Origin of the sequence: Mesorhizobium sp. WSM4935, from assembly GCF_029625735.1 — a bacterium.
Lineage (GTDB): Bacteria > Pseudomonadota > Alphaproteobacteria > Rhizobiales > Rhizobiaceae > Mesorhizobium.
On the sequence record NZ_JARTVR010000008.1, the window covers coordinates 109,757 to 124,126 of the forward strand.

Here is a 14,370-nt window from a genome sequence, read left to right on the forward strand (position 1 = left end):
GTCGCTTGACATTCTGGTTATAACCAATAATCATGAAATGCATCGGCAGGCAAGGTCGCGGCATCGAGCCCGGCCTGCATTGCGGGAGGAATCCATGTCATCCGTGCTTTGGACGCCGGCGCCGGCCGCGTTCCAATCGTCCAATCTTGCGCGCTTTTCGACAGCCAACGGCTTCGACCCGCGCCACTACGAGACGCTGCATCGCTGGTCGGTCGGGGATCCCGGCGCTTTCTGGCGGGCAGTGTGGGATTTCGCCGAGGTCGTCGGCGATCCCGGCGCGATCTCCTTCCTGCGCGACGACAATGCGCCGATGACCGGGAGCCGCTTCCTGCCGCAAGCTTCGCTCAATCTCGCGGAAAACCTGCTGCGCGGCGACGAGGCAAGGGTCGCTCTTATCGAGGTCGACGAGAGCGGTCATTTTCGCACCGTCACGCTCGGCGCGTTGCGTCGGCTCGTCGCCCGGACGGCGCATGGCCTGCGCGCGGCCGGTATCGGCAAGGGCGATTGCGTCGGCGGCATCCTGCCCAATCGCGTCGAGGGTCTGGTAGCGCTTCTGGCGACGCTTTCCATAGGAGCCATCTGGTCGTCCTGTTCGCCGGATTTCGGCGCCGCCGCGATCGTCGACCGCCTCGGCCAGATCGGCGTCAAGGTGCTGTTCGCCGCGCCGCGCTACCGCTATGCTGGCAAGGAGCACGACATCTCCGGCAGGCTGGCCGAGATCGTCGCCGCAATGCCGACGGTGACCACGCTGGTGCTGACCGGCGAGCCGGGGCCCCGGCCAAACTGCGCGGCGGACTGCATTTCGTTCGACGATTTCGGCGGCGACGCTCCGCTGAGTTTCGAGCGCGTGCCTTTCGACCATCCGGCCTATGTGCTTTACACCTCCGGCACGACAGGCGCGCCGAAAGCGATCGTCCACCGCGCCGGCGGCGTGCTGCTCCAGCATTTGAAAGAACACCTGCTCCACGCCGACATTCGCCCCGGCGACGTCATGAGCTGGTACACCAACACCGCCTGGATGATGTATCACTGGCTAATATCCGGCCTCGCCTGCGGTGCCGCGGTGGTGCTCTATGACGGCGCGCCGATCCTGAAATCGGCCGATGGCCTCGACCCCAGCCCACTTTGGAAAATGGCCGAGCGCGCTAGGGTCACGCATTTCGGCACCAGCCCCAAATATCTGGCCACGCTTGCCGCCGAGGGTTACGCGCCGGGGCGCCTGCACGATCTCTCGTCGCTGCGCTCTCTGCTGTCGGCCGGTGCGCCGGTGTCGCCCGGGCAATTCGACTGGGTCTATCAGCACGTGAAGCGCGATATGATCTTTGCTTCCATCTCTGGCGGCACCGAGATCATCGGCTGTTTTCTGCTGGGATCGCCGATCCACCCCGTTCGTCGCGGCGAGCTGACGGTGAAAGGGCTCGGCCTTGCGGTCGCTGTGATGGACGAGCGCAACGCGCCGATCATCGGCCGCCAGGGCGATCTCGTCTGCACCGAGCCGTTTCCGTCCATGCCGCTGACCTTCTGGGGCAAGGACGGTGATGCGCGCTATCACGCCACCTATTTCGCCGCGCGCCGCGAGATCTGGACGCATGGCGACGTCGCCGAAATGACGGCCCATGGCTCAGGCATCATCCATGGCCGCTCCGACACGACGCTGAAGCCCGGCGGCGTGCGCATCGGCACGGCCGAGATCTACGCGGCCTGTGAAAATTTCGCCGAGATCGAGGATTGCCTGGTCTTTGGAGCACCCGCCGAGGGCGACGAGGAAATCGTGCTCTGCGTCAAGCTCAATGACGGCTATGCGCTGACCCCCGAGCTTGCCGCGCGAATTCGCAAGGCGATCCGAGAAGGCGCTTCGCCACGTCACGTGCCGCATCGCATTCACGCGGTGCAGGCGGTGCCCTATACGCTGAATGGCAAGCGTGTCGAGGGCGCTGCCCGCACGACACTCGAGGGCAAGCCGGTCAAGAACATGGCCTCGCTCGCCAATCCGGCATGCCTCGAGGAATATCGCGCGCTCGACCGGAGCAAGGCGGCATGAGCCGATCGAGGGGATCGATCGTCGGCATCGGCGAGTTGAAGCCGCAACGCCTGACGCAAGACGTGACGACGTTGGAGATGATCGCCGAGGTATCGCGTCTGGCCGTGCTCGACGCTGGGCTGGAGCCGGCGGCGATCGACGGGTTGCTGGTCGGGCCGCAGGTCGGCGAGACGCCGCAGCATGTTCCAGCGACCATCGCCGAATATCTGGGCCTCTCCCCGACCATGGCCAATGTCGTCGATCTCGGCGGCGCGTCCGGCGCCGGCATGGTCTGGCGTGCGGCGGCGGCGATCGAGGCCGGCATGTGCGAGGCGGTGCTCTGCGTGCTCGCAAACAACCGCGAGGAGACGGCGCCCCGTTCTCCCAACCGCAATCCGATCCGAGAGTTCGACGTGCCATTCGGCGCTTCGGGCGCCAATATCTCCTACGCGCTGCTGATGCAGGCACATATGGCGGAGTACGGCTCGACCGCGCGGGACTTCGCCATAATTGCGGCGGCCGCGCGCGCCAACGCCCAGCTCAATCCCGACGCGATCTTCTTCGGCAAGCCGGCCGATGTGGAGGCGGTGCTGGCCTCGCCGATGATCGCCTCGCCGCTGCATCTTCTCGAGATCGTCATGCCGGTCGCCGGCGGCGAGGCGGTCGTCGTCACCTCCGCCGAACGCGCGCGCTCGCTGCGCAGGCCTCCCGTGCATCTGCTCGGCGCCGGCGAGAAGGTCACGCATCGCGCCGTCAGCCAGGCGCCGAGCCTGACATCCGGTCCGCTGAAGAGCGCCATGGCGCGGGCCTTCCAGCGGTCCGGCACACAAGCCGACGAGATGGACCTTCTATCGCTCTACGACTGCTACACGATCATGGTCGCGACCACGATCGAGGATGCCGGCCTCTGCGCGCCGGGCCAATTCGGTGCGTGGCTCGGCGACCACGACCTTTCCCACCAGGGCGACAAGCCGCTCAACACGCATGGCGGCCAGCTCGGCTTCGGCCAGCCCGACCTTGCCGGCGGCATGACCCATGTCGTCGAGGCGGTGCGGCAGTTGCGCGGCGAGGCGGGCGAACGCCAGATCGGCAAGGCCGGGCTTGCGCTGGTCACCGGCAATGGCGCGACGATGAGCGAAGCGACCGCGCTCGTGCTGGGAGCCGCATGATGTCCATAGATCTCAACACGCTGAAGACCGCCGGCCCGACAATCACCGCGCTGACCAAGCCATTCTGGGATGCCGCCGCCGAGGGGCGCCTGATCATCCAACGCTGCGAGGATTGCGGTAAGGGCGTTTTCTATCCGCGCCCGATCTGCCCCCATTGCTGGAGCAAGCGTCTGGTCTGGAAAGACGCATCGGGCAGGGGGCGGCTCAAATCCTTTTCGGCGGTGCACAAGCCCGGCCATCCCGGCTGGCTGCCGGCCGCGCCTTATGTGGTCGGCCTGGTCGAGCTGGTCGAAGGCCCGACGATGCTGACTTTCATCCTGCCCGGCACACAGCAGCTACAAGTCGGGGCCATGCTGCGGCTTGCGCCGACCGCCATCGGCGGCCGTGTCCTGCCGGCCTTCAAACCAGTCGAACCCAGAGCAGAGGAGAAGCCGCAATGAGCACCGAGACGAAAGACGGTTGGGCGGGTGTCGTGAAAGGTCGTCCGCAGGTCGGCGCCTTCGCCGAACGCACGCGGCGCACGAGGATGAGCGATATCGAGGCCTTCACCGACATCACCGGCGACCGCAATCCGCTCCACTACGACCGCGCACTGGCCGAGAAATCGGTGTTCGGCAAGCTGATCGTTCAGGGCGGCGTTACGTCTGGCATCTTGAATGCTCTGGTCGCGGAGGACTTGCCCGGACCAGGAACGGTTTTCCTCGAAGTCGCCTGGAAGTTCGTCAAGGCGGTCGGCGTTGATGAGGAGATTACCGGACGCGTGGAGGTCAAGGAAGTGCGACCCGACAAGCCGATCTGCAAGATCGAGACCAGCGTTCGCAACGGCCAGGGCGAACTTTGCCTCACCGGAACGGCCACGGTCTTCACCGTTCCGCTGCAAAGCGCATGAACACGGTCGGCGACGGCCGGCTTGGCGTGGCCGCCGGCAGCGAGCGCTGGCGCGTGCTGTCGCTGCTTTGCCTAGCGGTCGTCCTGTCGCTGACCACCTGGTTTTCGGCGACTGCGATCCTGCCGGAACTGAAGCGGGAACTGGCGCTGGGCGCGAGCGCAGAAGCCTGGCTGACCAACGGCGTTCAGGTCGGTTTCGTCATCGGCGCGCTGGCGGCGAGCCTGGTCAATCTTCCCGACCTTGTGCGGCTCAGCCGCCTGATGGCGGCGGCGGCCCTTCTCGCCTCTTTAGCCAACGCCAGCTTGCTGCTGCACCCCGGGCCGGGCGGCGTGATCACCGCGCGTATCATCACCGGCGCCGCACTTGCCGGCGTCTATCCGCCGGCGCTGAAGCTGGTCGCCACCTGGTTCACGCGCGACCGGGGGCTGGCGCTCGGCGCGGTCATCGGCGCGCTGACTGTCGGCTCGGCGCTGCCGCATCTTTTCCGCGCCGTCTCGACCGCGCTCGACTGGCGGCCGGTGGTCGCCGCCGCCAGCGTGGCGACGGCCATCGGTGCGCTGCTGTTTCTGTTGTTCGCTAAGGAGGGCCCTTATCCCTTCGGCAAGGCGGTGTTCGAGCCTTCGCGCATCGGTCAGGTGTTCCGTGAAAAGCCGCTGCTGCTCGCCAATCTCGGCTATCTCGGTCACATGTGGGAGCTCTACGCCATGTGGGCCTGGTTCCTTGCCTATACGCGCGCCGCTTTCGAGGCGCAGGCGATCGGGACTGCCGCTGCTGCCTCGCTTTCGACCTTCCTTGTCGTCGCTTCCGGCATCCTTGGTTGCCTGCTTGGCGGCTATCTGTCGGACCGCATCGGCCGCACCGCTACCACTGCCGGCATGATGCTCGTGTCGGGAAGCTGCGCATTGCTCATGGGCTTTCTGTTCACCGGCCCGCTCTGGCTGTTCATGCTGGTGGCGATCATCTGGGGCGTTTCGGTGATCGGCGATTCGGCGCAGTTCTCCGCCGCCGTCACCGAGCTTGCCGACCGCCGCTTTGTCGGCACCGCCCTTTCGGTGCAACTGGGCGCCGGTTTCGCGCTGACGGTGCTCGCCATCTGGCTGACGCCGCGCTTCGCCGATTTCATCGGCGGCTGGCGCTGGGCCTTCCTGCTCTTGGTTCCCGGGCCGCTTCTGGGGGCTGCCGCCATGCTATGGTTGCGAAACTTGCCGGAGAGCGTGAAAATGGCCGGCGGGCTCCGCTAGGGAGGCGCTGCCGCTTTTTGAGTCGCGGCAAATGAAATGCGGCAGGACCGAATGGAACAAGCAACCAGAATGCGCGGGCGTCCTCGTTACGATCAGGAAGACGCCGAGGCGGCCGAGGCTTTCCGCTCGATCGGCTCGAAAGTTCAACTGAACCGCGACGAGGCGGCGCCGCTCTGGGTGCAGTTGCGCAACCAGGTCGAGGAAGCGATCAACACCGGCTTGCTCGCCGCCAATTCGCGCATTCCCTCCGAACAGGCGCTTTGCGATTTCTTCGGCGTCTCGCGCCCCGTGGTGCGCGCGGCGATCGGCTCGCTCTCCAACGAAGGCCGCATCATCAAGATGCCGCGCAAGGGCATGTTCGTTGCGGCACCCCGCGAGCATGTCGACTTCATGACTGCCAATCTCGGCGTGTTCGACGACCTGACTGCCAAGGGCCACAAGGTATCGACCCGCACGCTGGAGATCTACCGCTGCCCTCCGAGCGAGAAGGAATCGAAGGTCTTCGGGATTCCCGCCAATGGCAGTGTGGTCCGGATCAGCCGCGTCTACATGACCGACGGCTCGCCGATCACCATGACGCGCATCAGCCTGCCGGGACATCGCGTACCGGGGCTGGAGAACATCCTGTCGGAAAACCAGTCGGTCTTCGGCACCATCCGCGCCGTCTTCGGCCTCACGGTGAAGCGCGCCGACCGATGGTTGCGCGCGGCATTGCCCACCAAGGAAGAGGCCGATCAGATGGGCGTCGCCGCCAACACGCCGCTGATCGCGATCGAGTCGATCGCCTATGACGCCGACGGTGCCGCGCTCGAATATTACGAGGCCTTCTACAACTCCTCCGTTGCCCGCATCCACATGGCGGTCGAGCAGCCGTCGGCGACCGTGAACGGCGTCGATCGAACCTGAGTTGCGCCCATACAAAAAGATTCCGTTTTCTGGTTATAACCAGATTGACGGGCCCCGGAAGCTTCTGTAACGTCCCTGCCATGGGGTCGGGAGGAGCCTGACCCCGAAGGCATTATCAGGACCGGTCGGCTTGCGGCGCTGCTTCGGCGGCGAGGGTGAAGTTTTGCCCGCGCTGGAGTCTGTCCTGATGGAGGACGTGCATGGATTACCGGTCGCAATTCGACCTGACGGGCGAGGTCGCCGTCGTCACCGGCGGCGCCAGCGGCATCGGTCACGAGGCCGCCAAAGCGCTCGGAACTTGCGGCGCGAGAATCGTCTTGCTCGACATGAATGCGGATGGGCTGAAAGCCGCTGCCGAAGCGCTCAAGGCCGCTGGCGTCGCGAGCGTCGATGGCCGCGTGTTGAACGTCACCGAGCCGCAAGCCGTCGAGGCGATGGCCGCTAAGGTCGTCAGCGATTTCGGCAAGGTCGATGTCCTGGTCAACAGCGCCGGCATCGCGCGCCTCAACACTGCGCTCGACACGCCTGACGAGGAATGGCGCCTGGTGATGGATGTCAACGTCAACGGCGTCTACTGGGCCTCGCGCGCCTTCGGCCGCTCGATGGTCGCCCGCAACAAGGGCTCGATCGTCAATCTCGGCTCGATGTCGGGCCTGATCATCAACCGCCCGCAGACCGCGCCGTCCTACATGGTGAGCAAGGGCGCCGTGCACATGATGACCAAGGCGCTCGCGGTCGAATGGGCGAAATCGGGCGTGCGCGTCAACGCCCTGGCGCCGGGCTATGTCGGCACCGAGATGACGCTGAAGATGCGCGAGCGTCCCGAACTCTTCAACACCTGGATCGACATGACGCCGATGGGCCGGCTGGGCACGCCGCAGGAGATCGCCTCGGCGATCCTGTTCCTGGCGTCGCCGGCCTCGAGCTACGTCACCGGCGCGATCCTGTCGATCGATGGCGGCTACACGGCCTGGTAATTGGCCTCGCAAGGATTGGAATATCGCATGACCCTTTCGGACCGTGAGGCGCGCCAGGCCATCATCGATGCCTGCATCGAGATGAACGCGCTGGGCATCAACCAGGGGACATCCGGCAACATCAGCCGGCGCCATGGCGAGGGCATGCTGATCTCGCCGACCAGCACGCCCTATGACACGCTGCAGCCGGAAGACATCGTCTTCATGGACTGGGATGGCCAGGTCGACGGACGCCTGCCGCCGTCCAGCGAATGGCGCTTCCATCTCGACATCATGAAGGCGCGGCCCGAGGTCAACGCCATCGTCCACGCGCATCCGACCTATTGCACGACGATCGCTATCATGGGCAGGAAGATACCGGCGATCCATTACATGATCGCCGTCGCCGGCGGCAGCGACATACGCTGCGCGCCCTACGCCACCTTCGGCACGGCGGAGCTTTCGGCGCATGCCGTGGAGGCGTTGCGCGATCGCAAGGCCTGCCTGCTTGCCCAGCACGGCATGATCGCCGTCGGGTCGAGCCTTGCCCAGGCGATGTGGCTGGCGGTCGAGGTCGAGACGCTGGCGCGCCAGTATCACGGCACCCTGCAGATCGGCGAGCCGCCGATCCTGTCCGACGAGGAGATCGAAAACGTCATCAAGCGCATGGCGAGCTACGGCCTGCGCGACAAGGAGGCCGCCGCCTAAGCGGAGGACCATGGTTTCGCATATCCTCCGGGAAGGCCCGGAGCGATCAACAAGGGAGGAAATGAAAAATGACCAGATCCATGAAAGGCCTCGTCAAGGCGCTCGCTTTGGGGTTGGCGGCGGCTTGCAGCCTTGCCGCCGTCTCCGGCGCGACCGCAGAGGAGCTTTCGCTCAAGGGCAAGCGCATCGGCATCTCGGCCATCGGCACCGACCACTATTGGGACCTGATGGCCTTCAAAGGCATCCAGGACCGCGTCAAGGAGCTCGGCGGCGAAGTCATCGCGCTCGACGCCGGCCGCAAGGATCAGCAGCAGATCGCGCAGCTGCAGACGCTGATCGCGCAGAAGCCTGACGCCATCATCGAGCAGCTCGGCAATCTCGAAGTGCTGAACCCGTGGCTGCAGAAGATCCGCGATGCCGGCATCCCGCTGTTCACGGTCGATACGGCGACGCCGCACGCCATCAACAACACGACTTCCAACAACTACAATATCGGCGCCGAGATCGCCTTGCAGATGGTCGCCGACATGGGCGGCAAGGGCAATGTGCTGGTCTTCAACGGCTTCTACAGCGTGCCGGTCTGCAAGATCCGCTACGACCAGCTGAAATATGTGCTGACCTCGTTCCCGGATGTGAAGATCGTCGAGCCGGAACTGCGCGACGTCATCCCGAACACGGTGCAGAGCGCCTATTCCAACGTCACCGACATGCTGACCAAGTCGCCCGAGAAGGGGTCGATCGGCGCGGTCTGGGCCTGCTGGGACGTGCCGCAGATCGGCGCCACGCAGGCGGTCGAAGCCGCCGGTCGCAACGAAGTCAAGACCTACGGCATCGACGGCAGCCCGGAAGTCATCAAGATGGTGATGGACCCGAAGTCGTCGGCCGGCGCGGTCGCGGCGCAGCAGCCTTATGAGATCGGCAAGACCTCGGTCGACAACGTCGCTAAATATCTCGCCGGCCAGAAGGTGCCGCCGTTCACTTTCGTGCCTTCGGTGCTGATCAACAAGGAAAATGCCGCCGAAAAAGGAAAGCCGTTCCTCGACGCCGCCGAAAAGGCTGGCGTTAAATAGGACGGAACGAAACGACGGGGCAGCCGCGCCTATGCGGCTGCCCGTCACATCCAACCAGGATTGACGGCTATGCAGACAGCAAAGCGTGACATTGCTGTATCGATGACGGGCATATCGAAACGCTTCGGTCCGGTGCGCGCGCTGGAGAACGCGAATCTTGAGATCGCGCGCGGTTCGATCCTCGGCCTTGTCGGCCAGAACGGCGCCGGCAAGTCGACCATCATCAAGGTGCTGGCCGGCATTATCAAGCCGGACAGCGGCTCGATCGTCATCAACGGCGAGACCGTCAGCGCGCTGACGCCGGCTTCGGTCGAGAAGCTCGGCGTGCACTTCATCCATCAGGACAGGCTCTTGGTGCCGACCGCGACCGTCGGCGAAGCCGTCTTCCTCGGCCACGAAATCGGCCTCGGCCCGTTCGTCAGCCGCCGCGCCATGGAGCGCAAGGCCGCGGACCTGCTGAAGCGTTTCTTCGGCATGGAGCTGCCGGCCGGAACTCTTGTGAAAGACCTGACCACGGCACAGCAGAAGGTGGTGCAGATCACTCGCGCGCTGGCGCAGAAAGCATCGGTACTGGTGCTCGACGAGCCGACCGCGGCACTGGTCAAGCGCGAGGTCGACAGCCTGTTCGACGTGCTGCGCCGGCTGCGCGACGACGGCATCGCCGTGGTCTTCATTTCCCACTACATGCAGGAGATCGAGAAGCTCTGTGACCGCGTCACCGTGATGCGCAACGGCACCGATGTCGGCACGGTCGATCCGCGCCAGACGCGGATCGACGAAATCATTGCGATGATGATCGCCCGCGATGTCGCGGAGATGTTCCCGAAGCGCTCGGTCACGCTGGGCTCGCCGGTGCTGGAGGTTTCCAACCTGCGGCTTGCCGGCAGCTTCGAGAATATCGGTTTCAACGTGCGCGCCGGCGAGATCGTCGGCCTCACTGGACTGTTGGGCTCCGGCGCCAAGGAGATCGTCCAGTGCCTGTTCGGCCTCAAGACCGCCGATGGCGGCCAGATCAAGGTCGAGGGCAGGGAACTGTCGCTGTCGACGCCGGTCAGGGCCGTGCGCGATGGCATGGCCATGCTGCCGGAAGACCGCCGCGCGCACGGCGTGGCGCTCGGGCTGTCGGTGCGCGAGAACATTTCCCTGGCCAGCCTGCGCCGCTATTCGCGGACTGGCATGGTCAGCCGTGGCGCTGAGAACCAGGCGGTGGACAGCCTGATCAAGGAACTGTCGATCAAGACGCCGCATCGCGACGCGCTGGTGCGCGAGCTCTCCGGCGGCAATCAGCAGAAGGTGGCTATCGCCAAATGGCTGAGCTGCCAGTCGCGTGTCTATGTGCTGGATGAACCGACGGTCGCCGTCGATGTCGGCGCCAAGGTCGAGATATACAATCTCCTGAATCGGCTTGCGGGCGAGGACGCGGCGATCCTGCTTCTGTCCTCCGATCTGCTCGAACTGGTCGGCGTGTGCGACCGCGTTCTGGTCGTCTATCGCGGAAGGCTCGCCGGCAGCTTCTCCGGTCCTGCGATGAACAGCGACGCGCTGCTCGCGGCTTCATCCGGCGCGCGCTCGAACGTTGATGGAGTAGCCGCATGAGCGCGACCGTTCTCCACACCGAAGTCGGCGTTTCCGACGAGAAGCAGGCCGCGGCGAAAAGCGCCGGCCGCCGCTTTGGCGCGCTCGTTGTGCGGCTGGGCGCGATCGCCGCTTTCGCCGCGATCATGGCCTATTTCGTCATCTTCGCGCCGGGCTTCACCTCGACCTTCAACCTGATCAATGTCGTCGAGCAATCGGCGATCCTGGGCGTGCTCGCCTACGGCATGACGGCCGTCATCATCGGCGGCGGCTCCGATGTCACCGAAGGCGGCATAGACCTTTCGATCGCCGCCAATATGGGGCTCTGCGCCGCGGTCTACGCCACGCTTCTGTCGATGGGCTATGGCGATATTCTTTCCGTGCTCGCGGCGGTTGCCGTCGGCATGGCGGTCGGCGCGCTGAACGCCCTTGCCGTGGTCGGCCTTGGCATCCTGCCGCTGCTCGCAACGCTTGCCGTGCTCAACGTCGCTGCCGGCATGGAACTCACGCTCACCCAGAACACGGTGGTCGGCGCGTCCTCCCCGCTGCTCGGCGTCTTGGTGTCGGGCAGCTTCCTCGGCATCTCCGCGCTGGCCTGGGGGCTGATCGTCTTCTCGGCGATCATGATCGTGCTCGTTCACGGCACCTCGTTCGGGCTCAGGCTCTACGCGGTCGGCGGCCATCCGGAAGCAGCCCGCGCAGCCGGCATCGGCGTGCCCTTCTACGTGTCCTTCACCTATGTGCTGAGCGGTTTCTGCGCGGCGGCGGCGAGCATCCTCACCGTCTCGCGCCTGTCGGCCAGCACGCCCGGCTCCGGCGAGCTGCTTCTGTCGGTGCTTGCCGCGGCACTGCTCGGCACCGTCTTCTCGCGCCGCTTCGTGCCGACCATGGGCGGCACGCTGCTCAGCGTGCTGTTCATCGGCCTTTTGGCCAACGGCTTCCAACTGCTCAACGTCTCCAGCTATTGGGTCAACGGCGTCCAGGGCGCGCTGATCCTGCTGGTGGTGGCTATCACATCCTTTGCCCGCGGTTCGGAGGGTTCGCGATGAGCGTCTCGGCCAACGACAATTCAGCCAAGGTGAGCGTGCGCGGCTTCCTCGCCAAATACAGCGTGCTTATCGCCTTCGCCGCCATCGTCATCTTCTTTGCCGTGGCGACCCCGACCTTCCTGACGCCCGCTAACCTCTTCAACGTGCTGGTCAACAACGTCGTCATGCTGGCGATCGTGGCGCTCGGGCTGACAATCGTCATCTCGTCGGGCGGCATCGATCTCTCCGTCGGCGTGTCCGTCGACATGGCAAGCATGATCTTCGTCATGCTTCTGGCCGCCGGCTACAGCGGCGTGGTCGGCGTCGCGGGAGGGCTCGGCGCCGCTCTCATCGTCGGCGTGCTGAATGCGATCCTGATCACCAGGCTCAACATCAGCCCATTCCTGGCGACGCTCGGCGTACTCTTCATCGGCCAGAGCACACAGCAGCTCGCCACCAGCGGCGGCCAGCCGATCTATCTCACCAGCGGTTATGCAGCAGACCAGTTCAATGCGATCGCTCGCACCGCTCTGTTCGGCGTACCGACGCCGGTGATCGTGCTGATCGTGCTCGTCGTCGCGGTTCATGTCCTGCTGCACCGTTCCGTCTTCGGCCGCTATGTGCAGGCAATGGGCGCGCAGCCGGGCGTGGCCTGGTATTCCGGCATCCGCGTGCCGCGCGAATTGTCGATGGTGCATGTGTTGTGCGCGCTGCTCGCCGGCGTCACTGGCATCCTGCTGTCGGCGACGGTGAAGTCCTACGTGCCGCTCTCCGGCAACGCCTTCCTGCTCGACGCGATTGGCGCCACCTTCATCGGCACGACGCTGAGCCGTGAGCGCAAGCCATCGGTTATCGGCACGCTGCTCGGCGTGCTGCTGCTCGCCATTGTCAAGAACGGGCTGCTGCTGGTCGGCTGGAACTTCTACTGGCAGCAGGTCGGCATCGGCGTGCTCGTCTTCCTGGTGCTGGCCACAAGCTTCGGCCTGCGCCGCGCCGCCCATTGAGTTCGAAAGGTTAAGTCAGCCATGCCCCAATTCGACGTCAGCTCGATCGGCTTCTACGTCCTCGACATCCTCGGACGGCCGGTCTCGCGCATCCCCGAAGGCGGCCGCGCCGACTATATCGAGGAGATCCGCATGACCGTCGCCGGCACGGCCGGCGCGACCGGCATGGACTGCGCCATACTCGGCCTGAAGACACGCGCCGTCACCACGCTCGGCACCGACGACATGGGTGACTGGTTCCTCGCCAAGTTGAAGAAATACGGGCTGGAGACGAGCCTTGTCCGCCGCGACGGCAGCGTCCAGACCTCGTCCACCATTCTGCCGGTGCGGCCGAACGGCGAGCGTCCCGCCTTGCATGTGCCCGGCACCGCCACCTTGTTCGATGTCGCCGATACCGATCTCGACGCGGCGCTCGATGCGACCGTCGTGCATGTCGGCGGCACCGGGCTGTTGAAGCGCTTCGACGGCGAGCCGACCGTCAAGCTCTTGAAGCGCGCCAAGGAGCTTGGCCGCGTCACCACCTTCGACCTCATCCAGGCGACACCGGAGACCTGGAAACTGGTCGAGCCGTGCCTGCCCTATATCGACTATTTCGTGCCGAGCATCGACGAGGCCGGCGAGATGGCGCATGACCGCGATCCGGCCCGCGTCGCCGCTTTCTTCAAGGCGAGGGGCGTGAAGAATTGCATCCTGACGCTCGGTGCCGGCGGCGTCTATGTCTCGCCCGAACATGGCGAGGATTTCCATCTGCCAGCCTTCGATGTCGAGGTGTTCGACACCACGGGCTGCGGCGACTCCTTCACCGCCGGCATCATCGTCGGCATCGTCAAAGGCTGGGACCTGAAGCAGTCCGCGCGCTTTGCCAGCGCGGTCGCCGCCAAGGTGGCGATGGGGCTCGGCTCCGATGGCAAACTCGTTTCATTCGAAGACACGGTTGCGGCGATGAACTCGCTTCCGGTCAAGACATCAAAGGTGGAAGCAGCATGACCATTCTTCCTGAGGCCAAGGGCAAGACGGCCCTCGTCACCGGCGCGAGCCGCGGCATCGGCAGGGCGCTCGCGAAGGGGCTCGCCGAAGCGGGCTTCGATGTCGCCATCACCGATCTTCCCTCGCAGGCGGCCGAGCTCGACGTGACCAAGGGCGAGATCGAGGCGGCCGGCCGCAAGGCCTATGTCTACACGATGGACGTCAGCAAGAAGAAGGAGATCGAGGCGACCGCGCAGGCGCTGCTTGAAGCGGCAGGCGGCATCGACGTGCTGGTCAACAATGCCGGCATCCTGAAGCCCAGCCTGCTCCAGGACCTCGACGAGGCCAATTGGGACGCGCATTTCGACGTCAACGCCAAGGGCGTGCTGATGATGTGCCAGGCGGTGCTGCCTCATATGCGCGCGAAGAAGTCGGGCAGGGTGATCAACATCGCCTCGATCGCCGGCCGGCAAGGGGTGCCGACGCAGGGCCACTATGCCGCGACCAAGGCGGTGGTGATCACGCTCACCCGCGTGCTGGCGCAGGAGGTCGGCATGGATGGCGTCACCGTCAACGCGATCTGCCCCGGCATCATCCTGACGGAGATGGGCAAGAACAATCTGGGCAGCGAAGCCGCGATCCGCCATTGGGAGGACGTCGCCGCGCTGAAGCGCCTCGGCGCGCCGGAAGACATCGTCGGCCCGGTGCTGTTCTTCGCCTCCGACCTCTCTGCCTTCGTCACCGGCCAGGCGCTCAACGTCGACGGCGGTATCTACTACCACTGACGCCCGGGTATCCCGAACGGGGCCACGCCGAGCAGTGCTGCGATTGTTGAGGG

The 14,370-nt window shown here is 65.3% G+C and carries 14 protein-coding genes; all 14 read left to right on the forward strand.

What is annotated here, in order from left to right; genetic code table 11:
• Window positions 1–94: 94 nt before the first annotated feature.
• The 14 genes from P9273_RS19405 (at window position 95) to P9273_RS19470 (ending at window position 14,317) form a co-directional block, all read left to right on the forward strand.
• Window positions 95–2,041, forward strand: a complete 1,947-nt coding sequence (locus tag P9273_RS19405) for an acetoacetate--CoA ligase (protein WP_278050346.1) — start codon at window positions 95–97, stop codon at window positions 2,039–2,041.
• Entirely contained in the window at window positions 2,038–3,189 is a 1,152-nt protein-coding gene (locus P9273_RS19410; RefSeq protein ID WP_040998159.1) for a thiolase family protein, read from the forward strand. The genes P9273_RS19405 and P9273_RS19410 overlap by 4 nt, the downstream gene beginning before the upstream one ends.
• Window positions 3,189–3,629 (forward strand): Zn-ribbon domain-containing OB-fold protein, encoded by a 441-nt coding sequence (locus P9273_RS19415; protein ID WP_278050347.1) that lies wholly within the window; start codon window positions 3,189–3,191, stop codon window positions 3,627–3,629. Before P9273_RS19410 ends, P9273_RS19415 begins: the two co-directional genes overlap by 1 nt.
• A complete protein-coding gene (locus P9273_RS19420) occupies window positions 3,626–4,078 on the forward strand; it encodes a MaoC family dehydratase (protein WP_278050348.1) in 453 nt (150 codons plus the stop codon). The genes P9273_RS19415 and P9273_RS19420 overlap by 4 nt, the downstream gene beginning before the upstream one ends.
• Window positions 4,075–5,319: an MFS transporter gene (locus P9273_RS19425; RefSeq protein ID WP_278050349.1), complete on the forward strand. Its 1,245-nt coding sequence runs from the start codon at window positions 4,075–4,077 to the stop codon at window positions 5,317–5,319. Before P9273_RS19420 ends, P9273_RS19425 begins: the two co-directional genes overlap by 4 nt.
• A 69-nt stretch (window positions 5,320–5,388) precedes the next feature.
• Complete coding sequence (locus tag P9273_RS19430) at window positions 5,389–6,225, forward strand: GntR family transcriptional regulator (protein WP_040998155.1); 837 nt, start codon at window positions 5,389–5,391, stop codon at window positions 6,223–6,225.
• A 200-nt stretch (window positions 6,226–6,425) separates the two neighbouring features.
• Window positions 6,426–7,202: an SDR family NAD(P)-dependent oxidoreductase gene (locus tag P9273_RS19435; RefSeq protein WP_278050350.1), complete on the forward strand. Its 777-nt coding sequence runs from the start codon at window positions 6,426–6,428 to the stop codon at window positions 7,200–7,202.
• A 27-nt stretch (window positions 7,203–7,229) separates the two neighbouring features.
• Window positions 7,230–7,889: an L-fuculose-phosphate aldolase gene (locus tag P9273_RS19440; RefSeq protein ID WP_278050351.1), complete on the forward strand. Its 660-nt coding sequence runs from the start codon at window positions 7,230–7,232 to the stop codon at window positions 7,887–7,889.
• A 68-nt stretch (window positions 7,890–7,957) separates the two neighbouring features.
• Window positions 7,958–8,959 (forward strand): sugar ABC transporter substrate-binding protein, encoded by a 1,002-nt coding sequence (locus tag P9273_RS19445; protein WP_278050352.1) that lies wholly within the window; start codon window positions 7,958–7,960, stop codon window positions 8,957–8,959.
• Between the two features lie 69 nt (window positions 8,960–9,028).
• Window positions 9,029–10,555: a sugar ABC transporter ATP-binding protein gene (locus P9273_RS19450; protein WP_278050353.1), complete on the forward strand. Its 1,527-nt coding sequence runs from the start codon at window positions 9,029–9,031 to the stop codon at window positions 10,553–10,555.
• Entirely contained in the window at window positions 10,552–11,583 is a 1,032-nt protein-coding gene (locus P9273_RS19455; protein WP_278050354.1) for an ABC transporter permease, read from the forward strand. The genes P9273_RS19450 and P9273_RS19455 overlap by 4 nt, the downstream gene beginning before the upstream one ends.
• Window positions 11,580–12,566 (forward strand): ABC transporter permease, encoded by a 987-nt coding sequence (locus P9273_RS19460; protein WP_278050355.1) that lies wholly within the window; start codon window positions 11,580–11,582, stop codon window positions 12,564–12,566. The genes P9273_RS19455 and P9273_RS19460 overlap by 4 nt, the downstream gene beginning before the upstream one ends.
• A 21-nt stretch (window positions 12,567–12,587) precedes the next feature.
• Entirely contained in the window at window positions 12,588–13,553 is a 966-nt protein-coding gene (locus P9273_RS19465) for a carbohydrate kinase family protein (protein ID WP_278050356.1), read from the forward strand.
• Complete coding sequence (locus P9273_RS19470) at window positions 13,550–14,317, forward strand: SDR family NAD(P)-dependent oxidoreductase (RefSeq protein WP_278050357.1); 768 nt, start codon at window positions 13,550–13,552, stop codon at window positions 14,315–14,317. The genes P9273_RS19465 and P9273_RS19470 overlap by 4 nt, the downstream gene beginning before the upstream one ends.
• Window positions 14,318–14,370: the final 53 nt, after the last annotated feature.